General features: G+C 62.6%; 25 protein-coding genes. 12 read left to right on the forward strand and 13 right to left on the reverse strand.

What is annotated here, in order from left to right:
* Positions 1–28 precede the first annotated feature (28 nt).
* From FJ936_RS14320 to FJ936_RS14355, 8 genes are all read right to left on the reverse strand, one after another.
* Positions 29–1,177: a GGDEF domain-containing protein gene (locus FJ936_RS14320; RefSeq protein WP_140792575.1), complete on the reverse strand. Its 1,149-nt coding sequence runs from the start codon at positions 1,175–1,177 to the stop codon at positions 29–31.
* 182 nt (positions 1,178–1,359) lie between these two features.
* Positions 1,360–2,166 (reverse strand): DUF72 domain-containing protein, encoded by an 807-nt coding sequence (locus FJ936_RS14325; protein ID WP_140792573.1) that lies wholly within the window; start codon positions 2,164–2,166, stop codon positions 1,360–1,362.
* Positions 2,167–2,194: 28 nt separating this feature from the next.
* A complete protein-coding gene (locus FJ936_RS14330; RefSeq protein ID WP_140616514.1) occupies positions 2,195–2,662 on the reverse strand; it encodes a GNAT family N-acetyltransferase in 468 nt (155 codons plus the stop codon).
* Between the two features lie 41 nt (positions 2,663–2,703).
* A complete protein-coding gene (gene uvrA / locus FJ936_RS14335) occupies positions 2,704–5,625 on the reverse strand; it encodes an excinuclease ABC subunit UvrA (RefSeq protein ID WP_140664219.1) in 2,922 nt (973 codons plus the stop codon).
* A gap of 742 nt (positions 5,626–6,367) precedes the next feature.
* On the reverse strand, positions 6,368–6,667 hold the full coding sequence (locus FJ936_RS14340) for a hypothetical protein (RefSeq protein ID WP_140792571.1): 300 nt from the start codon (positions 6,665–6,667) through the stop codon (positions 6,368–6,370).
* 88 nt (positions 6,668–6,755) lie between these two features.
* Complete coding sequence (locus FJ936_RS14345) at positions 6,756–7,361, reverse strand: ATP-dependent Clp protease proteolytic subunit (RefSeq protein ID WP_015317707.1); 606 nt, start codon at positions 7,359–7,361, stop codon at positions 6,756–6,758.
* A gap of 24 nt (positions 7,362–7,385) precedes the next feature.
* A complete protein-coding gene (locus FJ936_RS14350) occupies positions 7,386–7,847 on the reverse strand; it encodes an SRPBCC domain-containing protein (RefSeq protein ID WP_140616308.1) in 462 nt (153 codons plus the stop codon).
* Positions 7,844–8,158, reverse strand: coding sequence for a metalloregulator ArsR/SmtB family transcription factor (locus FJ936_RS14355; protein ID WP_015317709.1), 315 nt, complete (start codon positions 8,156–8,158; stop codon positions 7,844–7,846). Before FJ936_RS14355 ends, FJ936_RS14350 begins: the two co-directional genes overlap by 4 nt.
* 225 nt (positions 8,159–8,383) lie before the next feature.
* Here FJ936_RS14355 and FJ936_RS14360 point away from each other — a divergent pair, with 225 nt between their 5' ends.
* Both FJ936_RS14360 and FJ936_RS14365 read left to right on the forward strand, forming a co-directional pair.
* Entirely contained in the window at positions 8,384–8,908 is a 525-nt protein-coding gene (locus FJ936_RS14360) for a single-stranded DNA-binding protein (protein ID WP_023773877.1), read from the forward strand.
* A 127-nt stretch (positions 8,909–9,035) separates the two neighbouring features.
* A complete protein-coding gene (locus FJ936_RS14365) occupies positions 9,036–9,461 on the forward strand; it encodes an OsmC family protein (protein WP_015317711.1) in 426 nt (141 codons plus the stop codon).
* A 6-nt stretch (positions 9,462–9,467) separates the two neighbouring features.
* Here the strand turns inward: FJ936_RS14365 and FJ936_RS14370 are convergent, their stop codons facing one another.
* The 3 genes from FJ936_RS14370 to FJ936_RS14380 all read right to left on the reverse strand — a co-directional run bounded on the left by FJ936_RS14370 (position 9,468) and on the right by FJ936_RS14380 (position 11,138).
* The gene (locus tag FJ936_RS14370; RefSeq protein ID WP_015317712.1) at positions 9,468–10,097 is read right to left on the reverse strand and encodes a MarC family protein; all 630 of its coding nucleotides are present in this window, start codon (positions 10,095–10,097) and stop codon (positions 9,468–9,470) included.
* Between the two features lie 82 nt (positions 10,098–10,179).
* Positions 10,180–10,572, reverse strand: coding sequence for a VOC family protein (locus tag FJ936_RS14375; RefSeq protein ID WP_140716872.1), 393 nt, complete (start codon positions 10,570–10,572; stop codon positions 10,180–10,182).
* A 32-nt stretch (positions 10,573–10,604) separates the two neighbouring features.
* Complete coding sequence (locus FJ936_RS14380; protein ID WP_140716874.1) at positions 10,605–11,138, reverse strand: hypothetical protein; 534 nt, start codon at positions 11,136–11,138, stop codon at positions 10,605–10,607.
* An 85-nt stretch (positions 11,139–11,223) separates the two neighbouring features.
* Between FJ936_RS14380 and FJ936_RS14385 the strand changes: the two genes are divergently transcribed.
* Positions 11,224–12,054 (forward strand): AraC family transcriptional regulator, encoded by an 831-nt coding sequence (locus FJ936_RS14385; protein WP_140792569.1) that lies wholly within the window; start codon positions 11,224–11,226, stop codon positions 12,052–12,054.
* Positions 12,055–12,289: 235 nt separating this feature from the next.
* A complete protein-coding gene (gyrA, locus tag FJ936_RS14390) occupies positions 12,290–15,088 on the forward strand; it encodes a DNA gyrase subunit A (RefSeq protein ID WP_141906699.1) in 2,799 nt (932 codons plus the stop codon).
* Positions 15,089–15,152: 64 nt separating this feature from the next.
* Here the strand turns inward: gyrA and FJ936_RS14395 are convergent, their stop codons facing one another.
* Positions 15,153–15,305, reverse strand: coding sequence for a hypothetical protein (locus FJ936_RS14395; RefSeq protein WP_015317717.1), 153 nt, complete (start codon positions 15,303–15,305; stop codon positions 15,153–15,155).
* Between the two features lie 194 nt (positions 15,306–15,499).
* Between FJ936_RS14395 and coaD the strand changes: the two genes are divergently transcribed.
* From coaD to tgt, 7 genes are read left to right on the forward strand one after another with little or no spacing between them, the layout of a single operon-like run.
* A complete protein-coding gene (coaD, locus tag FJ936_RS14400; RefSeq protein WP_015317718.1) occupies positions 15,500–16,000 on the forward strand; it encodes a pantetheine-phosphate adenylyltransferase in 501 nt (166 codons plus the stop codon).
* Positions 16,001–16,015: 15 nt separating this feature from the next.
* Positions 16,016–16,603 carry a peptidylprolyl isomerase gene (locus FJ936_RS14405; RefSeq protein WP_140616324.1) on the forward strand — a complete coding sequence of 196 codons (588 nt, stop codon included), beginning with the start codon at positions 16,016–16,018 and terminating at the stop codon, positions 16,601–16,603.
* A 27-nt stretch (positions 16,604–16,630) separates the two neighbouring features.
* The gene (locus FJ936_RS14410; RefSeq protein WP_015317720.1) at positions 16,631–17,143 is read left to right on the forward strand and encodes a peptidylprolyl isomerase; all 513 of its coding nucleotides are present in this window, start codon (positions 16,631–16,633) and stop codon (positions 17,141–17,143) included.
* Between the two features lie 12 nt (positions 17,144–17,155).
* The gene (locus FJ936_RS14415) at positions 17,156–17,605 is read left to right on the forward strand and encodes a DMT family transporter (RefSeq protein WP_015317721.1); all 450 of its coding nucleotides are present in this window, start codon (positions 17,156–17,158) and stop codon (positions 17,603–17,605) included.
* A gap of 6 nt (positions 17,606–17,611) precedes the next feature.
* Entirely contained in the window at positions 17,612–18,697 is a 1,086-nt protein-coding gene (gene queA / locus FJ936_RS14420) for a tRNA preQ1(34) S-adenosylmethionine ribosyltransferase-isomerase QueA (RefSeq protein ID WP_141906700.1), read from the forward strand.
* Positions 18,687–18,956: a hypothetical protein gene (locus FJ936_RS14425; protein ID WP_140616328.1), complete on the forward strand. Its 270-nt coding sequence runs from the start codon at positions 18,687–18,689 to the stop codon at positions 18,954–18,956. Before queA ends, FJ936_RS14425 begins: the two co-directional genes overlap by 11 nt.
* Positions 18,949–20,079 (forward strand): tRNA guanosine(34) transglycosylase Tgt, encoded by a 1,131-nt coding sequence (tgt, locus tag FJ936_RS14430; RefSeq protein WP_141906701.1) that lies wholly within the window; start codon positions 18,949–18,951, stop codon positions 20,077–20,079. Before FJ936_RS14425 ends, tgt begins: the two co-directional genes overlap by 8 nt.
* A 6-nt stretch (positions 20,080–20,085) precedes the next feature.
* Here tgt and FJ936_RS14435 read toward each other — a convergent pair whose 3' ends face one another.
* Positions 20,086–20,466 carry a DUF4864 domain-containing protein gene (locus FJ936_RS14435; RefSeq protein WP_141906736.1) on the reverse strand — a complete coding sequence of 127 codons (381 nt, stop codon included), beginning with the start codon at positions 20,464–20,466 and terminating at the stop codon, positions 20,086–20,088.
* A gap of 357 nt (positions 20,467–20,823) precedes the next feature.
* On the opposite strand from FJ936_RS14435, the gene FJ936_RS14440 reads away from it, so the two are divergent.
* Positions 20,824–21,060, forward strand: coding sequence for an Lrp/AsnC family transcriptional regulator (locus tag FJ936_RS14440; protein ID WP_010909609.1), 237 nt, complete (start codon positions 20,824–20,826; stop codon positions 21,058–21,060).
* Positions 21,061–21,146 lie beyond the last annotated feature (86 nt).

The raw sequence follows: 21,146 nt of genomic DNA on the forward strand, positions 1-21,146 counted from the left end.
CCCGGCGGGCTTGGCGTGATACGCGCGTTTAGCTCGCGCGTCGGAATGGCGAGGCGGTGACGCGGTTGCGGCCTCCGCGCTTGGCGTCATAGAGCGCCTTGTCGGCGGCGCTGAGCACCTTGTCCAGGCTGATGCCCTCTTTGCTGCCAAACGCAAATCCGGCGCTGACCGTACAGGTGAGGGAACCGGTTTCGGTTTCTATCAGTCGCGTCGCGAAAGCCGCCCGGATACGCTCGGCTGCTTCCTCGACCGCCTCCGGCAGCGTGCGCTTCAGTACCAGCGCGAATTCCTCGCCGCCCATGCGCGCGGCGACGTCGGCCGGTCGAAGGTTGGCTACCAACTCGTTGGCGAACACCCTCAGCACTTCATCGCCCGCCGCATGGCCGAATTCGTCGTTGATGGTTTTGAAGTTGTCGAGGTCGAAGACGACCACCGCGGTAAAGGCGCCGACCGGGACATGGCCATGCATGTCGAACAGCGCGCGCCGGTTGAGCAGGCCGGTCAGGGAATCCGTCTGGGCGTTGCGATGGTGGTGCCTCGCCAGACGCCCCTGATTGAGGGCAAGCGAGAGCGCGCCAATACCTGTCATGCTGGCGATAACCACGACGAGGCTGAGCTCCTCGGCCCAGTTGCTTGGTGCATGTCCGAGCACCAGTTTTCCTTCCCAGGCGAGAACCATGGCGCAGAGCCCGAAGGAGGTGGCCGTGGCCGAATAGAGCGCGGTGATGCCGATCGTCAGGGCGGGTGCCTCATCACGGCCCTTCCAGTATTCGAAAGCCGTGGCGAACAGGAGCACGGCGGCAAACATGTTCTCCGCCACGAAGCCGAGGCCATCGTAGCCCAGAGCCATGGGGGGCAACGCTATCGCTAGGGAATAGCAACCCCACAGGGTCCGCGGCAGTGGCGAGCCGCCGGTTCGGAACTGATAGGCCGCACCCAGCATGGCCGAAAAGCCGATTAGCAGAAACGCCGAGGTGGCGATGCCGAGCAGGCGTCCCGGCATCCCGATATAGGCGTCATAGATAAAAATATCGCCGACCACGAACACCAGGCTGATCGCCCATGTCAGCAGGAATTTTTCCGAGCGGGCGGTCAGCCACATGCCGAACAATGTCAGGCTGAGGCAAGCGGCCGAGAAACCGACGGCCAGCAGAAGTGAAGTGTAGTCGAGCGACATGCCCTCTTTCCCTGCCGGCGGCGGTCCCAGCTCTGCGGCTTGGCGTCGGCGCATTCATGCGGCAAGGAAGTGTCGATAAGGTTACGATCGTGGCGAAGATGCCCAGGAACAGGCGCTTTGCTACGCTAATACGCACAGGCTATGCGCCTATTGTGTGTAGCTGGAAACCAACTGATGCCTTTTCAGTCGGCTACGCGCCTCATCAATGCCATCGCCCCGAACGGCGCCCGGACCTTGCCCTCGGTGATGAAGTAGACGAACACGTCGCGCGGTTGGACCGGCGCGTCGCTGGCAGGGTCGGCGCGCCGCAGATCCGCCGGCTGCTTGCCTTGCGCCCAGATCTTGGCCCGCGCCGCCCATTCGTCGAGGCCCTTTGGCGTGTAGCAGTCCGGATTGTCATCCGAGCCGGTCTGCAGCCGGGCGTAGATGAAATCGCCAGTGATGTCGGCGATGTCAGGATATTTGGCATGATCGGCATAGACGATCGCCGCCTTGTATTTGCGGGCGAGCGCTGGGAATTCCGGCACGATGAAACTGTCGTTGCGCACTTCCAGCGCGTGGCGCAGCGCGACACCATCCTGCTTTTCCGGCAGCAGCTTCAGAAACGCCTCGAAATCGTCCGGATCGAACTTCTTGGTCGGAGCGAACTGCCACAGGATCGGTCCCAGCTTGTCGCCGAGCGCGGCAACGCCGGAACCCAGGAAACGCATCATCGAGTCACCGGCCTCGCCCAGCACGCGCCGGTTGGTAACGAAGCGGTTGCCTTTCAGCGAATAGACGAAATTGTCAGGTGCTTCGTTGGCCCATTTGACGAAGGTCGGCTCCTTGAAGCTCGAATAATAAGTGCCGTTGACCTCGATGCTCGGCACCTGCCGGGTAGCGTATTGCAGTTGCTTGGCCTTCGACAGTTTCTCGGGGTAGAAGGACGTGTCCCAGGGTTCGAAGGTCCAGCCGCCCATGCCGGCGCGGATTGTTCCCGATTTGCTCATTGTCGTCCTCCCAGATTTCTAGTGGCGATCAGGCCGTGGTGGACCTGTTGTCGACGGGTTTGGCCATGTCGACGAGTATCCACCCTGGCCGGTAGGGATTGGGCCGGCGACCCGTTTCGCGATAGCCGTAAGCGAGATAGAGCGCGATGTTTCGTTCCATTTTCGCATTGGTGTAGAGCCGTATCTCCGGCAGGCCCCACTGCCGCGCCTGCTCGTCAGCGTGCTTCAGCAATGCAATACCGAACCCCTTGCCCTGGAAGGCAGGCGACACCGCGACGGAGAAGATCATCGCGTGATCTTCATGCCGCTCCAGCGTGATCACTCCGGCAAGTTCATCACCGCTCTCCAGCAGCCAGACCTGGCCCTGGGCAATACGCGGCGCGTAGTCCTCGGTAACCGGGATCGGCGGTGCATCGAGTATGGCATTGTAGGGAGCGTAGGCGGCTTGCGTCAGCGCGACGATCGCGGCGAGATCTTCAGGGCCGGCAAGCCTCATGCCAAAGCTGCTCTGGACCGTGATGAGATCATCCTTACCCATCACTCCGCCGCTTCGCGTTTGCCTCCGGGGCGTCGCTCCAGCAGTTCCTTCAGGAACTGGCCGGTGTAGCTGCGCTTTTCGCGCACGATCGCTTCCGGCGTGCCCGAGGCGACCAGTTCGCCGCCGCCATCACCGCCCTCGGGGCCGAGGTCGAGCACCCAGTCTGCGGTTTTTATCACTTCGAGATTGTGCTCGATGACGACGACGGTATTGCCCTGGTCGACCAGTTCGTGCAGCACTTCCAGCAGCTTGGCGACGTCGTGGAAGTGCAGGCCTGTGGTCGGTTCGTCGAGGATGTAGAGCGTCTTGCCGGTCGCCTTGCGCGACAGTTCCTTGGCGAGCTTGATGCGCTGCGCTTCACCGCCGGACAGCGTCGTCGCCTGCTGGCCGATATGGATGTAACCAAGGCCGACCTGCTTCAGCGTCTCCAGCTTGTCGCGTACGCCGGGTACGGCGGCGAAGAAATCGACGCCTTCCTCGACGGTCATGTCGAGCACGTCGGCGATCGACTTGCCCTTGAACAGCACGTCGAGCGTCTCCCTGTTGTAGCGCTTGCCGTGACAGACGTCGCAGGTGACGTAGACGTCGGGCAAAAAGTGCATCTCGATCTTGATGACGCCGTCGCCCTGGCAGGCCTCGCAGCGGCCGCCCTTGACGTTGAAGGAGAAGCGGCCCGGCTGATAGCCGCGCGCCTTCGCTTCCGGTAGCCCGGCGAACCAGTCGCGGATCGGCGTGAAGGCGCCGGTATAGGTGGCGGGGTTCGATCGCGGCGTGCGGCCGATCGGCGACTGGTCGATGTCGATGACCTTGTCGAGGAACTCCAATCCCTCGATGCGGTCATGTTCGGCCGGATGCTCGCGCGAGCCCATGATGCGGCGCGAGGCCGCCTTGAACAGCGTCTCGATCAGGAAGGTCGACTTGCCGCCGCCCGACACGCCGGTGACGGCGGTGAAGGTGCCGAGCGGGATTTCGGCGGTGACGTTCTTCAGATTGTTGCCGCGCGCGCCGACGATCTTCAGCCGCCGGTTTTTCTTCGCCTCGCGGCGCACGCCGGGCGTTGCCACTTCGAGCGCGCCGGACAGATATTTGCCGGTGATCGAATTGGGATTGGCCATCACCTGCTGCGGCGTGCCCTGGGCGATGATCTCGCCGCCATGGATGCCGGCGGCCGGACCCATATCGACGACATAGTCGGCATGCAGGATGGCGTCCTCGTCATGCTCGACGACGATCACGGTGTTGCCGATGTCGCGCAGGTGCTTGAGCGTGTCGAGCAGGCGGGTATTGTCGCGCTGGTGCAGGCCGATCGACGGCTCGTCCAGCACGTAGAGCACGCCGGTCAGGCCTGAGCCGATCTGCGAGGCCAGCCGGATGCGCTGGCTTTCGCCACCCGACAGCGTGCCGGAATTGCGCGACAAGGTGAGATAGTCGAGCCCGACATCGTTGAGGAAGCGCAGACGCTCGCGGATTTCCTTCAGGACGCGGACAGCGATCTCGTTCTGCTTGTCGTTGAGCTGCGCCGGCAGGTCGGTGAACCATTTGTCGGCGTTGCGGATCGACTGTTCCGTCACTTCGCCAATGTGCTTGCCGGCGATCTTCACCGCCAGCGCCTCCGGCTTCAGCCGGTAGCCCTTGCAGACCGGGCAGGGCGTTGCCGACATGAAACGCTCGATCTCCTCGCGCATCCAGGCGGATTCGGTCTCCTTCCAGCGGCGCTCGAGATTGGGGATGACGCCTTCGAAGGTCTTGGTCGTCTTGTAGGAGCGCAGACCGTCATCATACTGGAAGGTGATCTCGCGCTCGCCGGTGCCGCGCAGGATCGCTTCCTGGGCTTGCGCTGAAAGATCCTTGAACTTGTCGCCGAGCTTGAAGTCGTACGCCTTGCCCAATGCCTCGAGCGTCTGCGAGTAATAGGGCGAGGTCGATTTCGCCCATGGGCTGACGGCGCCGTCGCGCAGCGACACGTTCTCGTCCGGCACCACGAGGTTGGGGTCGATGGCGCGCTGGCTGCCGAGACCGTCGCAGGTCGGGCAGGCGCCAAACGGGTTGTTGAAGGAGAACAGCCTGGGCTCGATTTCCGGAATGGTGAAGCCGGAAACCGGGCAGGCGAACTTTTCCGAGAACAGGATGCGCTCATGCGTCTCGTTCTTCGACTTGTTGACCGAATCCTCGCCAGTCTGGCTGGCATCGAGCGGCCTGTCGGCGAACTCGGCCACTGCCAGCCCCTCGGCCAGCTTCAGCGCCGTCTCGATGGAGTCGGCAAGCCTTGTGGCAAGGTCGCCGCGAACGACGATGCGGTCGACGACGACGTCGATGTCGTGCTTGTATTTCTTGTCCAGCGCCGGCACATCGGCGATTTCATAGAAGACGCCGTCGACCTTGACGCGCTGAAAGCCCTTCTTCTGCAACTCCAGCAGTTCCTTGCGATATTCGCCCTTGCGGCCGCGCACGATGGGCGCCAGCAGGAACAGGCGCGTGCCTTCCTCGACGGCCAGCACCCGGTCGACCATCTGGCTGACCGTCTGGCTCTCGATCGGCAGGCCGGTGGCCGGCGAATAGGGCACGCCGACGCGGGCAAACAGAAGGCGCATATAGTCGTAGATCTCGGTGACGGTACCGACCGTCGAACGCGGGTTCTTCGACGTGGTCTTCTGCTCGATCGAGATGGCCGGCGACAGGCCGTCGATCTGGTCGACGTCGGGCTTTTGCATCATTTCGAGGAATTGCCGGGCATAGGCCGAGAGGCTCTCGACATAGCGGCGCTGGCCTTCTGCATAGATGGTGTCGAAAGCAAGCGACGATTTGCCGGAGCCCGACAGGCCGGTCATGACGATCAGGCTGTCACGCGGCAGGTCGAGATCGACATTCTTCAGATTGTGTTCGCGCGCCCCGCGAATGGAAAGATATTTATGGTCGGCCATGTCAGGTCGCCGCCTCAGATCTGGAATTTGTGGGATAGGCGGGTTTCCCCGGCCATTCCCTATGTAGTTATTTTTGCCGCCACGTCGAGAGACGCCACAATTCTCGACAGAAGTCGTTTAACCGCCTTTCGCGCGAGGGGGCAAGCGGAAAGAACAAAGACCGAACACGCTCCTGACAAAGCTGTGCGGAAGCTGACCCGAACGTAAGCTCCCGGCGATCACATTTTTCCGTAACCGGCTATTGATGGTTGACGCGGCCAACTCAGGGGAGCAGTCTTGCGAAGTCAGCGAAGCCGGCCGTCTATCGATGGCCTCGCCGCCCCAAGGCGGCCTGCGAGACGCCGCAGGCATTTGCGATGCCGCCCCAAGGCGGCCTGCGAGACGCCGCAGGCATTTGCGATTTGCGCTTCACGACGACAATGTCGCAACGGACAAGAGGAGCGGAGCATGACGCCACCGGATAATCCCCCAGGGCTTCAGTTGTTACTGGAGCCGCGGCAGGCATAAGTGCCAAGGGCAGGCGTTTGCGCCCCCCGACAAACCGTGACCTGCCGTATCCCTGAAAATCAGAGACTGCTAGTCGGATCGTCGGCTGAATGCCGCGAAGCATCCGAAATCAAACGCCGGCAGTACACTCCCGGCAAAAAATGGATTTGAGATCCAGAAAAGCCCCGTCCGTTTGCCCAAGGCACGGCGGGGCTGTTCTTTTGGGCGGGCTCCAGTTGGAAGGCCCGATCTTTGCCTATCTGGGTGGCTTGATCCCGCCAACTCCGACATCGACGGTGATGCTGCCGGAAATCCTGACATCGGTATTGCCGATCTTGAACTGCCCGTTGCCGCTGCTGGGGAACGCGTCGTCGGGTTCGGGCACCGGGGCGGGCTTTGCGATGCGATAGTCGCCGGTTACGCCGGGCAGGGCGCCTTTCCGAAACGACGACGAGGCCTCGTCGGCAAGTGCCGGCCTGGACACAAGGCCGACGATGGCAAGCACCATGGCGGCCGTGACACGGTGCGATGTTCTTGATCGATGAGTGTCGGTCATCCCCTTGTTATAGGGGCCTGCCGCCACCGGAGCCAGAGCGGGATCGTCAAATCTTCGACAAGCAGCAGGATTTGACCTCACTCTGGTCCTACGCTGCCTTTTTGCGGGTGTCGAAGACGTGGTCGACAATGCCCCAGGCCTGGGCCTCGCGGGCGGTCATGAAATGGTCGCGGTCGAGCGTGCGCTCGACGTCTTCATAGCTGCGGCCGCAATGCTGGGCGTAGAGTTCGGTCATGTGGCGTTTGGTCTGGCCGATGCGTTCGGCGTGCCGCTGGATGTCGGAAGCCTGGCCCTGGAAGCCGCCCAGCGGCTGATGTAGCAGGATGGTGGCGTTGGGTAGTGCGATGCGGCGCCCGGCGGTGCCCGCCATCAGCAGGAACGATCCCATCGACGCGGCAAAGCCCATGCATACGGTCGACACCGGGCAGCTGATATACTGCATCGTGTCGTAGATGGCGAAGCCGCTGGTCACCATGCCGCCGGGCGAGTTGATGTAGAGCGAGATCTCCTTCTCGGGATTGTCCGACTCCAGCGACAAAAGCTGCGCGCAGACCAGCGCCGAGACGTCATCGTTAATCTCCCCGTTGACGAAGACGATGCGCTCGCGCAGCAGCCGCGAAAAAATGTCGAATGCGCGTTCGCCGCGGCTCGATTGCTCGATTACCATCGGCACAAGACTGGCAACACCGCCCATTTTTCTGTCTCCAATTTTCCGTGTTCAAGCCGCGTGCAGCAGCAGAAGGCGTGGGGTGTTCGCGGCTATAGGCGTGCCGGTCCCGTGCAGCGAAAGCCGGCAGCCTGCCCCCGCCATGGCCACGGCCGGCATCGCCTTGCGAGCAAAGCCGTCATGGACGATGCGCAGATGCGTGCCGCCGGAAACGGTTCGGGCGAGTGTGAAGGTGACGGTGCTGTCGAGTGGGTGCGCGGCATCGTCCGACCGCTCGCGCCAGGAATAGCGCAGCAGGCGTTCGGGCTCGGCATCGAGAATCTCGCATTCGATCGCCGCGTCTTGACCGGCGAAGGCAAAGCGGCTGCCGGTCTGCGGCCTGATGTCGTTGGGCATCATCCAGGCGGCGAGCAGTTCCGGCACGGTCAGCGCCCGCCAAACCTTTTCCGGCGGCTCGGCAAGATCGTATTCGAACTCAATCGCATCGGGAGAGACTTCGCTTTGGCTGTTCATTGATCCATGTCCTTCAAAACCGTCTTCAGCCTTTCGATGCGCTCCGGCCAGAAGGTACGGTAGCGTTCGATCCATGAGAGCAGCGGGGCAAGCCCCTGCGGATCCGCACGATAATAGGCGTTGCGGCCGGCCCGCCGCTCGACCACGAGGCCGGCGCCCCGCAGCACCGCCAGATGCTGCGACACCGCCGGTTGCGACACCGTCAGGCCGCTGCGCAATTCCGACACGCTCATCTCGCTTGTGGCGAGACGCTCAAAGACGGCGCGGCGTGTCGGGTCGGCCAAGGCGCGGAAAATCTCTGCTTCGATCATGACAAAAGCATAAGTCGATACTTATCGATTTGGCAAGCGCTGTTTTGAGACCCATATGCGGCGTTCCGGCATTGCTGCCATTCCTTGACAATTGGCCGCAGTGCATATAGGAACGAAAAGGGAACAAAAACCTTGTGGGAAAAGCCAGCCTTGGCAAGCGGCTGACGTGCGTAGCCTGTAAGGTGCTGCGACAAAAATTTGTTTCGGATAGTGCGGAGAAATATCATGGCGGGTAGCGTCAACAAGGTCATTCTGGTCGGCAATCTCGGCGCTGACCCTGAAATCCGCCGCCTGAACTCGGGCGAGCCGGTCGTCAACATTCGCATCGCGACGTCGGAAAGCTGGCGCGACAAGAATTCCGGCGAGCGCAAGGAAAAGACCGAGTGGCATAACGTCGTCATCTTCAATGAGGGCATCGCAAAGGTGGCGGAGCAGTATCTGAAGAAGGGCATGAAGGTTTATGTCGAGGGCCAGCTGCAGACGCGCAAATGGCAGGACCAGACCGGTGCCGACAAATACACGACCGAAGTCGTGCTGCAGAAATTCCGCGGCGAGTTGCAGATGCTCGACGCGCGTGGCCAGGGTGAGGGCGGTCAGGTTGGCGGCTACAGCGGTGGCGGCAGCAGCCGTGGTTCCGATTTCGGCCAGTCGAGCCCGAACGAAGGGTTCAACCGCGGTGGCGGCAACGCTCCCAGGGGCGGCGGTGGCGGTGGTTCGTCGCGCGAACTGGACGACGAAATTCCGTTCTGATCGAAAGCCGCACCAAATAGCGAATGCCTTTACTTGATATGCCCCGAGGGTCCGCATGGACTTTCGGGGTTTTGCATGGTGGTTTTGAGCTGACGTTGGCGCGATCAGAGACGTAAGAGGACTGGCGATGAAGGCACGGGTAAAATGGGTCGAGGAGCGCACCTTCGTCGGCGAGTCCGGCAGCGGCCACAAGGTCGTGCTGGGCACGGCGTCAGGCCCGGAAGGCAAGACGCCGGGACCGAGCCCGATGGAACTGGTGCTGATCGGCACCGGCGGCTGCTCGGCCTATGATGTCGTCCATATCCTCGAAAAGGGGCGCGAGGCCGTCGAGGATTGCGTGGTCGAGCTCGATTCCGACCGCTCCGAAACCGATCCCAAAGTGTTCACCCGCATCCATATGCATTTCATCGTCAAGGGGCGGGCGCTGTCCAGCGACAAGGTCAAGCGGGCAATCGACCTTTCGATCGAAAAATACTGCTCGGCCTCCGCCATGATGGCCAAGACCGCGACGATTACCCACGACTTTGAAGTCATCGATACGACCGCAAAATAAGCGGGCCTACGAGGCCATCAGCGCCTTGATGCCATCTGCCACGAACTGCACGGCCAGTGCCGCCAGGATAACCCCGAGCAGGCGGGTCAGGATCGAGCGGCCGGTCTGGCCGAGGATGCGGTCGATGCGTTCCGACAGCACGAATACCAGATAGGTTATGACGAGACAGACAAGAATGATGCCGACCAGGGCCGCCTGCGCCGCAAAACCCTGAAACGAGCCTGAGAGCAGCACCGTCGCTGAAATCGCGCCGGGGCCGGCGATCAGCGGGATCGCCAGGGGGAAGGCGGCGATGTTGTGGATCATGTCCTTGGTGATGGCGACGTCGCCGATCTTTTCCTTGCGGTCCTGCCGGCGCTCGAACACCATTTCGAAGGCGATGAAGAACAGCAGGAACCCGCCGGCGACACGGAACGCCGGCAGAGTGATGCCGAACACCGACAGGATCGACGCGCCGGCTACCGCAAACAGCGCCATCACCAGAAAACCGATGACCGAGGCGCGCACGGAAACCTGGCTGCGCTCCTCGCGGTTCATGCCGCGCGTCACGGCGAGGAACAGAGGCGCCAGCCCAGGCGGATCGATGGTCACGAGAATGGTGACGAAGGCATTGAACAGGCTGTCGAAACTCGGCATCGCTGACCCCTCTCGCCGGGCCAAGCCCGTACCCACATTGGTAGAGCAAAGCCCGGTCGGTGGGAACAGTCAGAGCCGCAGGTTAGGCGGCAGCGCCGCAATAGGCCTCCAGGCGATAGCCGTCCGGATCGACGACGAAGGCCGCGTAATAGTTCTCGCCATAGTCGGCGCGCAGGCCCGGTCCGCCATTGTCGCTCCCGCCTTCGCGCAACGCCCCGGCATGAAAGGCACCAACGCTATCCCGTGTCGGCGCGGCGAAGCAGAAATGCAGGCCGGATCTTTCGTCCGCCGGCACCGGGCGCGCCGCCTCGTTGACCCACAGCGCGACAGCCTGGGGCGCGACAGCCTGGACACCATAGCCGAGCGAACCCGGCGATTGGCTGACGCAAGTGAAGCCGAGCGGCCTCAGCGCGGCATCGTAGAAACGTTTGGAGGCAGTGACGTCGCGAACGCCGATCGAGATATGATCGAACATGGTTTTCTCCATTGTTACTAAGGGTTGTGGGGTCATCTTTTAGTTTGACGACGCGCCAGGAACTCGACTTCGAGGTGCCAGTCCGCGCCGTCATGCGAGCGCTCGCCGAGCCATCGGAAGGAATTCTCGGTGATGCGCGAAAAGCTCCAGCGTACCGAGGAACCAGTGCCGTCGGCGCCGACCTGCACGATCGTGTCGCCTTCGGCGCGGCCGAGCTGACGGCTGAAATACTGGTTGCGCGGGTCGCTCCAGAAGATGTGCCAGGCATCGATTCCGGGGTCATAGACCCGCAGCGTCGTGCCGTAAAAGGTCCATTTGCCAAGCGATGGCGTGGGGCCGGCGTCACGCGCGGGCAGGATCCAGACGTCCTGGATGGCGCGGCCTTCCAGCGCCCAGCCGAAGTGCACCTCGCCGCGTCCGGTCAGCACCGTGCCGTCCTCGAGATGGCGCGCGGCGTCAAACGTCCACGCACCGACGAAGCGGCCGTAAAGGCTCAGTTTTTCGGCAAGCCCTTGGATCGGTCCGGGACTGTGCAAGGCTTCGGCAAATGTGGATTGGTCGGGCATGGCTGCGATCTCTTCTTGTCAGGAGACCGCGAGCAATAGGTGCCGCCGGGGTTTTGGGCTTGGGAAAAATTGCTATATTTCAGCCATGACGGCGACCGCGAACACCCTTGCATCCGGACCTGGCTGGCACGTGGCGGATGTGATCTGCACGGCCAGCGCCGGCGATCGGCCGTTCGAGGAAGTCCATCGGGATTTTTGCGTCGCGGCGGTCACCAGTGGCACCTTCCGCTATCGCGCACAGCAAGGCACCGCAATGCTCGCGTCAGGCAGCCTCCTGCTTGGCAATTCCGGCACATGCTACGAATGCGGGCACGAGCATGGCAGCGGCGACCGTTGCCTCTCCTTCCATTTCGGGCCGGCCTATATGGACCGGATCGTCGCCGACGTACCGGGCGCTGGGAAGCTCACCTTCGAGACGCCCCGCCTGCCGCCGTTACCCGCCATCGCACCGCTGCTGGCCGAGGCGGAAGCCGCGCGCGACATGGCCGACGCAGGCGCCTTCGAGGAACTTGCCCTACGCATCGCCGGTGCCGCCGTGGCGACAATCTCAGGCGCAAGGCACGCCAGTCGCGATCCGAGCCGCCGCGACCAGAAAAGGGTTGCCGAGGCGGTGAGGCGGATCGAACTGGATGCCGACGGACCGGTCTCGCTTCCAGCGTTGGCGGATGAGACCGCGACCAGTCCCTATCATTTCCTGCGCACCTTCCGGCAGGTTGCCGGCATGACGCCCTATCAATACCTGCTCAGGACCCGATTGCATCGTGTGGCGGTGCGATTGCGCACGTCCAACGATGCCATCTCGGCAATTGCTTTCGAAGCCGGCTTCAACGATCTGTCGACCTTCAACCGCCGGTTTCGGCGCGTCATGGGCGAAACGCCTGGCCGGTATCGGTCCGGGCGCGTTGGCAGCCGCTGAAAAGTTGCCAGGAGCTCCAATTGATCGCGCTCGGGGCGTTCGTCTGGGGAAAACGGTCCATTGCCGGCTTTTGCCTTGCTGGCGGCGAAAGGGTCGTGGCCATATCGTCGCAATCAGTGGTATCCACTTGAAATTACCGCTAAAATTGACACTGGAAAAGTGCCCCGGACATTGGAGTTTCGGCCTCGCTTCCTATATAAGCAGCGAGTGATTCCTGATTAGATTGTGATCCGATTTGACCGACCAGAAGACACCGCGCGGCACAGACGGCGGCCCTAGCGGCATCGAGCCGATATCCATCATCGAGGAGATGCAGCGCTCCTATCTCGATTACGCCATGAGCGTGATCGTCAGTCGTGCGCTGCCCGATGTGCGCGACGGCCTGAAGCCGGTGCACCGTCGCATCCTCTATGCCGCCCATGAGAGCGGCTATCACTGGAACCGCAAATATGTGAAATCGGCGCGCCCCGTCGCCGACGTGATGGGTAAATACCATCCGCATGGCGACGCCTCGATCTATGACGCCTTGGTGCGCATGGCGCAGGACTGGTCGCTGCGCGTGCCGCTGATCGACGGGCAGGGCAATTTCGGTTCGATCGACGGCGATCCGCCGGCGGCGATGCGGTACACCGAATCGCGCCTGACCAAGATCGCGCACGAGCTGTTGGAGGACATCGACAAGGATACCGTCGATTTCCAGGACACTTATGATGCTTCGGACACCGAGCCGAAGGTTCTGCCGGCGCGCTTTCCCAATCTGCTGGTCAACGGTTCGGGCGGCATTGCCGTCGGCATGGCCACCAACATTCCGCCGCACAATCTCGGTGAAGTCTGCAACGCCGCCATCGCCGTCATCGACAATCCGGCGATCGACCTGCCGGCGCTGATGGAGATCATTCCAGGCCCCGATTTCCCGACCGGCGGCATCGTGCTTGGCCGCTCCGGCATCTACAGCGCCTATTCCACCGGCCGCGGCTCCATCGTCATGCGCGGCAAGGTCAACATCGAACAGCGCGGCAATGACCGCGAATCGATCATCATCACCGAGGTTCCCTACCAGGTGAACAAGGCCTCGATGATCGAGAAGATGGCCGAACTGGTGCGCGACAAGCGCGTCGAGGGCATTTCCGACATCCGCGACGAAAGCGACCGCCAGGGTTATCGCGTCGTCATCGAGCTCAAGCGTGACGCCGTTGCCGACGTCGTCCTCAACCAGCTCTACCGGTTCACGCCGCTGCAGACCTCTTTCGGCGCCAATATGGTGGCTCTGAACGGCGGCAAGCCGGAGCTGCTGAACCTGACCGACATGCTGAAGGCGTTCGTCACCTTCCGCGAGGAGGTGATCAGCCGGCGGACGAAGTTCCTGCTGCGCAAGGCGCGGGACCGCGCCCATGTGCTGGTCGGCCTGGCCATCGCCGTCGCCAACATCGACGAGGTCATCAAGCTGATCCGTACCGCGCCGGACCCGCAGACGGCGCGCGAGCAGTTGATGGAGCGGCGCTGGCCCTCGGGTGACGTTGAATCGCTGATCCTCCTGATCGACGATCCGCGCCACCGTATCAACGAGGACGGCACCTACAATCTGTCCGAGGAACAGGCGCGCGCCATCCTCGAACTGCGCCTGCAGCGCCTGACCGCGCTTGGCCGCGACGAAATCGCCGATGAGTTGAATACGATCGGCGACGAGATCAAGGACTACCTCGACATTCTGTCGTCGCGCGCGCGCATCCAGCAGATCGTCAAGGACGAGCTCGCCGCCGTGCGCGACGAATTCGGCACGCCACGCCGCACCGAGCTCACCGATGGCGGCGCGGACATGGAAGACGAGGATCTGATCCAGCGCGAGGACATGGTCGTGACGGTGAGCCATTCCGGCTACATCAAGCGCGTGCCGCTGTCGCTCTATCGGGCGCAGCGCCGCGGCGGCAAGGGCCGCTCCGGCATGTCGACCAAGGAAGAGGATTTCGTCACCCGGCTGTTCGTGGCCAACACCCACACGCCGGTGCTGTTCTTCTCCTCGCGCGGCATCGTCTACAAGGAAAAGGTCTGGCGGCTGCCGATCGGCAACCCGCAGTCACGCGGCAAGGCGCTGATCAACATGCTGCCGCTGGAGCAGGGTGAGCGCATAACCACCATCATGCCGCTGCCCGAGGACGAGACCAGCTGGGGCGATCTCGACGTGATGTTCGCCACGAGGCGCGGCACCGTGCGCCGCAACAAATTGTCCGACTTCGTCCAGGTCAATCGCAACGGCAAGATCGCCATGAAGCTGGAGGAGGAGGGTGACGAAATTCTCGGCGTCGAGACCTGCACCGACAATGACGACGTGCTTCTGACGGCGAATTCGGGCCAGTGCATTCGCTTCTCCGTCGGCGACGTGCGCGTCTTCCAGAGCCGCAATTCCGTCGGCGTTCGCGGCATAACCATGGCTGAAACCGACCGCATCATCTCCATGTCGGTGATCGAGCATGTCAATGCTTCACCGGCGGAACGCGCCGCTTACCTCAAGCGGGCGGCGTCGGAACGGCGGCTTGCCGCCGAGACGGCCGGAGAGGAAGAAGAGATCGCGCTCACCAATGAGGAGATCGGCGAGGAGACCGAGCTTCCAGACGACCGCTACGAATTCCTCAAGGCGCATGAGCAGTACGTGCTGACGGTGACTGAATATGGATACGGCAAGCGCTCGTCGTCCTACGATTTCCGCCTGACCGGCCGCGGCGGCAAGGGCATCCGTGCCACCGACGTGTCCAAGGCAGCCGAAATCGGCCAGCTGGTGGCGACCTTCCCGGTCGGCAATGACGATCAGATCATGCTGGTGTCGGATGGCGGCACCGTCATCCGGGTACCCGTCAACGGCATCCGTTTCGCCAGCCGCGCCACCAAGGGCGTGACCATCTTCAACACGGCTGAAGGTGAAAAGGTGGTTTCGGTCGAGCGGATTTCGGAGCCGCAATCGGACGAGGAAGTGGAAGAGGCCGTCGAGGGTGGCGCGGGGCCGGATTCGAATGACAGCGGTCCGGACAACGCCGAATAGTTCCTGGTACGTTTGACATAGCAACGCCGGCCTGTCGGCCGGCGCGGCAGCGTTGCGGACTGTCTCAGTAGTGGCGATACGGCTTGCGCAGGCCAAAGCCTTCGAAGCGCTTGGTGGTGGCCTTGACGCGGATGCGCTGTGCTTCCTGATGCAGCCCGAATACTGTGGCGATCAGCATGGCGACGGTCATTGCGGTGGCGAGCATGTAGATCAGCATGTGCGTGTTCTCCTGCGCCTTACAACGGATACATGGGACTTTGGTTTCATCTTATTAAGGGTGCAGCCTAGTGAACGCTGCGTGAAGGCTTCGTGATCAGCGTGTTCATCTGTCGTTCATGAGCCGGAAAAGGTTCATGGGCCGCCTGCCAATCGGATTTGCCTTTGTGATAGAGGCTCGCTAGAAGCTCCGCCATGACCGAACGCATCGCCCTTTATGCCGGCTCCTTCGACCCGCTGACCAACGGCCATCTCGATGTGCTGAAAGCGTCGCTGGCGGTTGCCGACATTGTTTATGCCGCGATCGGCATTCATCCGGGCAAGAAGCCGCTGTTTTCGTTCGAGGATCGGGTGCAGTTGATCGAAGCCGCCGCGAAAGCCGAATTCGGCCGTGACGGCGCCCGCATCAAGGTGGTCGCCTTCGATGGGCTGGTGATCGATGCGGCCAGGAGAGAAGGCGCCTCGATCATGATCCGCGGTCTGCGCGACGGCACCGATCTCGACTACGAAATGCAGATGGCCGGCATGAACGAAACCATGGCGCCTGAATTGCAGACGGTTTTCCTGCCCGCCAGCCCGTCGGTGCGCACCATTACCGCCACACTTGTGCGCCAGATAGCCTCGATGGGTGGCGACATCCGCCCCTTCGTGCCGGCGGCCGTGGCCGGCGCGCTCACCGCAAAATTCGCGAAATAAGCTCGGAGAACCCTCATGCAGCTCAAAAGGCTCGCCTCATTCCTTGTTGTGCTCGCCGGCCTCGTGACCGCATCGGTCTCGGCCTATGCCGCAGATCCGGAAAACACGATGATCATCACGCTGAAAGATGGCGACGTGACCATCGCGCTGCGCCCCGATCTGGCGCCCAAGCATGTCGCGCAGATCAAGAAGCTGGTGCGTGACCATGCCTACGACAATGTCGCATTCCACCGTGTCATCGATGGCTTCATGGCGCAGACCGGCGACGTCAAGTTCGGCAACATGAACAAGGGCTTCAATGCCCAGGCCGTCGGCACCGGCGGCTCCGACCTGCCCGACCTGCCCGCCGAGTTCTCGCAGGCCGAGCATTACAAGCGCGGCGTGGTCGGCATGGCCCGTTCGCAGGATCCGAATTCCGCCAATTCGCAATTCTTCATCATGTTCGCACCGGCGCCGCCGCTCGATGGCCAGTATACGATCGTCGGCAATGTCGTCAGCGGCATGGACCTGGTGGACAAGATCAAGAAGGGCGACGAGGCGGACAATGGCACGGTCACCGATCCCGACCGGATGATCAAAGTGCGCATCGCCGCCGACAAATAGTTCCATTTTTACAAAAGGATATCTGACATGGCTGAGATCAAGGACCGCGAGAACGCGCTCATCATGGAAACGACCAAGGGCAAGGTCGTCATCGAACTGTTTCCCGATTTGGCTCCCGGCCATGTCGCCCGCATCAAGGAACTGGCGCGTGAAGGCGCCTATGACGGCGTCGTCTTCCACCGCGTCATCGAAGGCTTCATGGCGCAGACCGGCGACGTGAAATTCGGCAATTCCAGCAAGCCCAGCTTCGCGCCGTCTCGCGCCGGCATGGGCGGCTCGGAAAAGCCTGACCTGAAGGCCGAGTTCTCCAACGCGAACCACGGCCGCGGCACCTGCTCGATGGCTCGTTCGCAGAACCCGAACTCGGCCAATTCGCAGTTCTTCATCTGCTTCGACGACGCCGCGTTCCTCAACCGCCAGTACACGGTCTGGGGCCAGGTCATCGAGGGCATGGACAATGTCGACAAGATCAAGCGCGGCGAGCCGGTGCAGGATCCCGACAAGATCGTGTCCCTAAAGGTCGCGGCCGACGTCAAGTAAGGACAAACGACAATGATGGGCGTCGTATGGTCGCTTCTCGGCATCCTGTCCGGCGCCTTCATTGCCATCCAGGCGCCGATCAATTCGCAGCTTGCGCGCGGCTTGGGTCTCCCGGTCGCGGCGGCAGCGTTTTCGTTCCTGTCGGGCGCGATCGTGCTTGGCATCATCTCCGTCACGGTGGTGAAGCTGCAAGGCATCTCGCTCGACTGGAAGGCGCCCGCGCCCTGGTTGTTTGTCGCTGGCGGCATGCTTGGCGGCTTCTATGTCACGCTTTCGACGATCCTGACGCCGCGCATCGGCGCGGCCGCCCTGATGGCGTTCCTGGTGGCCGGCCAGCTGCTCGCGGGTATGCTCATCGACCGCGTCGGCTTCCTTGGGGTCGCCGTGCGTGAAATCTCGCTCGGCCGCGTCGCCGGCGCGGTGCTTCTGCTGGCCGGAGCGCTGCTCGTTCGGCTGTTTTGAGTCCCAATGCGTGTCGACCTCTTTGACTTCGACCTGCCGGAGGAGCGCATCGCGCTTCGCCCGGCAGAACCGCGCGACAGCGCCAAGATGCTGGTGGTCAAGCCAGGCAAGAGGCTGGAGGACAGGACGGTTGGCGACCTGCCATTCTTGCTCCGTGCCGGCGACGTGCTGGTCTTCAACGACACCAAGGTCATTCCGGCGCAGTTGAAAGGGATCAGGCGGCGCGGCGAAGCACAGTCGCAGGTCGAGGCCACGCTGCACATGCGCATGGCGCCGGACCGCTGGCTGGCCTTCATGCGGCCGGGCAAGCGCATTGCCGCCGGCGACCGCATCCATTTCGGCCATGACGGCAATTCCTGTTTCCTCGGCCAACTCGACGCCACCGTGATCGAAAAAGGCGAGGGCGGCGAAGCGCTGCTCGGCTTTGATCTATCCGGTCCTTTCCTCGACGAAGCGCTGCACGCGGTCGGCCACATTCCACTACCGCCCTACGTCGCCTCGAAGCGCGATGACGACGAGCGCGATCGTGCCGACTACCAGACCATCTATGCCCGGGAAGAAGGCGCGGTAGCGGCGCCCACCGCGGGCCTGCACTTCACGCCGGCGCTTTTCGCGGCGCTGGACGCCAGAGGGGTCGAACGCCGCTTCGTCACCTTGCATGTGGGCGCCGGTACGTTCCTGCCGGTCAAGGCGGACGATACCGCGGACCATAAGATGCATGCCGAGATCGGCTCGGTCAGCCAGGCGACCGCCGATGCGCTCAATGCGGCGAAGGCGAGGGGCGGGCGCATTGTTGCCGTCGGCACGACCTCGCTGCGCCTGCTCGAGAGTGCGGCGCGTGAGGACGGCACGCTGGCGCCATGGTCCGGACCGACCGACATCTTCATCACGCCCGGTTACCGCTTTCGCACGGCCGACATGCTGATGACCAACTTCCATCTGCCGCGCTCGACGCTGTTCATGCTGGTCTCGGCTTTCAGTGGCCTCGACACGATGCGTGCGGCCTATGCGCATGCCATCGAGAGCGGTTACAGGTTCTATTCCTATGGAGACGCCAGTCTTTTGTTCAGGGAGGAGAACGATGGACGATGATCTGCAGACCTTCGACCGCGACAGGCTGATCGCGGAAGTGAAAAGGCTGCGCGCCGGCATTCGCGCGCACCGCGATACATCAGGTCATGACCTCTGCTGGCATCACCCCGATCTGTGGGACCTGCTGCCGGAAAGGACCGAGCCGTCAATCGCGGTGCCGCCCTGGCCAAAATTCATGCGCGGCTGCATCCAATACCGTCAGTCGCTCGACGAGCAGGCGCCGGATGCGCCGGTATTCGACAAGGAATTCAATGGCTGAGAATTTCACCTTCAGGGTGTTGGCGACCGATGGCAAGGCGCGGCGCGGCCTGATCGACATGCCGCGCGGCGAAATCCGCACGCCGGCCTTCATGCCGGTCGGCACCGGTGGCACGGTCAAAGCCATGTACATGGACCAGGTGCGCGGCGTAGGTGCCGACATCATCCTGGGCAACACCTATCACCTGATGTTGCGGCCCGGGGCCGAGCGCGTGGCGCGGCTCGGCGGTCTGCACGAATTCGCCCGCTGGCCGCACCCGATCCTGACCGACAGCGGCGGTTTTCAGGTGATGTCGCTGTCGAAGCTGAGGAAGCTGACGGAAAAGGGCGTCACCTTCCGCTCTCACATCGATGGTGCGGCCTACGAGATGTCGCCGGAGCGCTCGATCGAAATTCAAGGTCTGCTCGATTCCGACATCCAGATGCAACTCGACGAATGCACCGCGTTGCCGGCCGAGATCAAGGAGATCGAGCGCGCCATGGAACTGTCGCTGCGCTGGGCGGAGCGCTGCAAGACGGCGTTCGGCGACCAGCCGGGCAAAGCGATGTTCGGCATCGTGCAGGGTGGTGACAACGCGGCGCTCAGGGTTCGCTCGGCACAGGCGCTGAGCGCGATGGAGCTCAAGGGCTATGCTGTCGGCGGCTTGGCCGTCGGCGAGCCGCAGGCGGTGATGCTCGACATGCTCGACGTCACCTGTCCCGAACTGCCAGACGACAAGCCACGCTATCTGATGGGCGTGGGAACCCCGGACGATATCCTGAAATCGGTTGCCCGCGGCATCGACATGTTCGATTGCGTGATGCCGACGCGGGCCGGCCGGCACGGGCTGGCCTATACTAGGCGCGGCAAGGTCAACCTGCGCAACGCCCGCCATGCCGACGATCCGCGCCCGCTCGATGAAGAGAGCGACTGCCCGGCAGCCAGGGATTATTCGCGTGCCTATCTGCACCATCTGGTGCGCTCGCAGGAGGCGCTCGGCGCGATGCTGCTGACCTGGAACAACCTGTCCTACTACCAGAAGCTGATGCAGGACATCCGCGCCGCGATCGAAACCGGCACCTTCGAGACGCGCGGGGCGGGGATCAGCGAAGGCTGGGCGAGGGGCGATATCCCGGCGCTGTAGACCCGTTCAGGTGCTGAGCGAGTTCGACGCCCGCAGGCTGCAGCCGGTGATCTGGAATGTGCCGTCAGGCTGCTGCTGCAGCGTGTAGACCGCCTCATAATCCTTGCCGTCCGGGCCGACGATCAGTACCTGCTGGACGATAGAACCGGGACCAGTCTGCTCGACCTTGCCGAAAGCGTAGGACTGGGGTTTGCGCACAGGCGGGTAGCCATTGGTCACCATATTCATGAAGGCATCGACGGTCGGGAATATCTGCTTCACGTTTGGGGCGGCAAAGCTGTACGCCTTGGCGCCGTCATCGGCGATGAGGGCCTTCAACTGACTGTCGATGACGGCCTGACCAGCCTTGATCTTGGCATCTCCGGCAAACGCCTGGAAAGCCAGCATGAGCGAAACGAACGCGAATGCGAAAAAGCGCGGCGCATGGCTTGTCTCCACCGTCCTCGAACCGCCTCCAGAAGTTCCGGGAGACATCCTAACATACGTGCCAGGGCGCCTCACGGTTTCAGCGGCCGCCAATATTCGTCGCGCCTCGGTGCAGAAGCCATGCACGAACGATATTGCAGGGCATGCCCGCGCTGGTGATCGGTGGCAGGCTCTGCAAGCACGGCATGCCGGTTGCGGAGCCGCGCGAGGCGGTGGCCGGGACCCCGCGCCGGCTAAGCGCGCATTCCAGTGCTTGAAAGGCTGCCTCCAGTCTGCCAGAAGGGCCGCTTGGACCTGGAAGTTTAGCGGGACGAAGCCATGAAGGCGTTTTTCGTGCAGATCAAATGCGAGCTGGGCAAATCCTATGAGGTTGCCAGCGCGCTTGCCGACGCCGAGATCGCCTCGGAAATCTACTCCACCGCCGGCAACTACGATCTGCTCGCCAAATTCTATGTCGACGACGAAGAAGACGTCGGCCATTTCGTCAACGAGAAGGTGCAGATTCTCCCCGGCATCAAGGACACGTTCACCGTCGTCACCTTCCGCGCCTTCTAGCAGTGCGAGGCGGTTGCCCGGGCACGAGGCAAAGGCTGATCAAGCTCGTATTTGGGCTGCCTTAATTTTAGGCAGCCGCAACATAC

The organism is Mesorhizobium sp. B2-4-13, from assembly GCF_006658535.1.
GTDB lineage: Bacteria > Pseudomonadota > Alphaproteobacteria > Rhizobiales > Rhizobiaceae > Mesorhizobium > Mesorhizobium australicum.

What these genes read in the sequence shown, in the direction of transcription:
- queA (WP_141906700.1), top strand. Translation starts at nt 17,612, where the DNA reads ATGCGTGTCGACCTCTTTGACTTCGACCTGCCGGAGGAGCGCATCGCG.
- FJ936_RS14350 (WP_140616308.1), bottom strand. Translation starts at nt 7,847, where the DNA reads ATGAACAGCCAAAGCGAAGTCTCTCCCGATGCGATTGAGTTCGAATAC.
- FJ936_RS14330 (WP_140616514.1), bottom strand. Translation starts at nt 2,662, where the DNA reads ATGAGGCTTGCCGGCCCTGAAGATCTCGCCGCGATCGTCGCGCTGACG.
- FJ936_RS14320 (WP_140792575.1), bottom strand. Translation starts at nt 1,177, where the DNA reads ATGTCGCTCGACTACACTTCACTTCTGCTGGCCGTCGGTTTCTCGGCC.
- FJ936_RS14385 (WP_140792569.1), top strand. Translation starts at nt 11,224, where the DNA reads ATGACGGCGACCGCGAACACCCTTGCATCCGGACCTGGCTGGCACGTG.
- FJ936_RS14360 (WP_023773877.1), top strand. Translation starts at nt 8,384, where the DNA reads ATGGCGGGTAGCGTCAACAAGGTCATTCTGGTCGGCAATCTCGGCGCT.
- FJ936_RS14355 (WP_015317709.1), bottom strand. Translation starts at nt 8,158, where the DNA reads ATGATCGAAGCAGAGATTTTCCGCGCCTTGGCCGACCCGACACGCCGC.
- coaD (WP_015317718.1), top strand. Translation starts at nt 15,500, where the DNA reads ATGACCGAACGCATCGCCCTTTATGCCGGCTCCTTCGACCCGCTGACC.
- FJ936_RS14325 (WP_140792573.1), bottom strand. Translation starts at nt 2,166, where the DNA reads ATGAGCAAATCGGGAACAATCCGCGCCGGCATGGGCGGCTGGACCTTC.
- tgt (WP_141906701.1), top strand. Translation starts at nt 18,949, where the DNA reads ATGGCTGAGAATTTCACCTTCAGGGTGTTGGCGACCGATGGCAAGGCG.
- FJ936_RS14410 (WP_015317720.1), top strand. Translation starts at nt 16,631, where the DNA reads ATGGCTGAGATCAAGGACCGCGAGAACGCGCTCATCATGGAAACGACC.
- FJ936_RS14345 (WP_015317707.1), bottom strand. Translation starts at nt 7,361, where the DNA reads ATGGGCGGTGTTGCCAGTCTTGTGCCGATGGTAATCGAGCAATCGAGC.
- FJ936_RS14380 (WP_140716874.1), bottom strand. Translation starts at nt 11,138, where the DNA reads ATGCCCGACCAATCCACATTTGCCGAAGCCTTGCACAGTCCCGGACCG.
- FJ936_RS14405 (WP_140616324.1), top strand. Translation starts at nt 16,016, where the DNA reads ATGCAGCTCAAAAGGCTCGCCTCATTCCTTGTTGTGCTCGCCGGCCTC.
- uvrA (WP_140664219.1), bottom strand. Translation starts at nt 5,625, where the DNA reads ATGGCCGACCATAAATATCTTTCCATTCGCGGGGCGCGCGAACACAAT.
- FJ936_RS14340 (WP_140792571.1), bottom strand. Translation starts at nt 6,667, where the DNA reads ATGACCGACACTCATCGATCAAGAACATCGCACCGTGTCACGGCCGCC.
- FJ936_RS14395 (WP_015317717.1), bottom strand. Translation starts at nt 15,305, where the DNA reads ATGCTGATCTACATGCTCGCCACCGCAATGACCGTCGCCATGCTGATC.
- FJ936_RS14370 (WP_015317712.1), bottom strand. Translation starts at nt 10,097, where the DNA reads ATGCCGAGTTTCGACAGCCTGTTCAATGCCTTCGTCACCATTCTCGTG.
- FJ936_RS14440 (WP_010909609.1), top strand. Translation starts at nt 20,824, where the DNA reads ATGAAGGCGTTTTTCGTGCAGATCAAATGCGAGCTGGGCAAATCCTAT.
- FJ936_RS14365 (WP_015317711.1), top strand. Translation starts at nt 9,036, where the DNA reads ATGAAGGCACGGGTAAAATGGGTCGAGGAGCGCACCTTCGTCGGCGAG.
- FJ936_RS14415 (WP_015317721.1), top strand. Translation starts at nt 17,156, where the DNA reads ATGATGGGCGTCGTATGGTCGCTTCTCGGCATCCTGTCCGGCGCCTTC.
- FJ936_RS14425 (WP_140616328.1), top strand. Translation starts at nt 18,687, where the DNA reads ATGGACGATGATCTGCAGACCTTCGACCGCGACAGGCTGATCGCGGAA.
- FJ936_RS14375 (WP_140716872.1), bottom strand. Translation starts at nt 10,572, where the DNA reads ATGTTCGATCATATCTCGATCGGCGTTCGCGACGTCACTGCCTCCAAA.
- FJ936_RS14435 (WP_141906736.1), bottom strand. Translation starts at nt 20,466, where the DNA reads ATGCTGGCTTTCCAGGCGTTTGCCGGAGATGCCAAGATCAAGGCTGGT.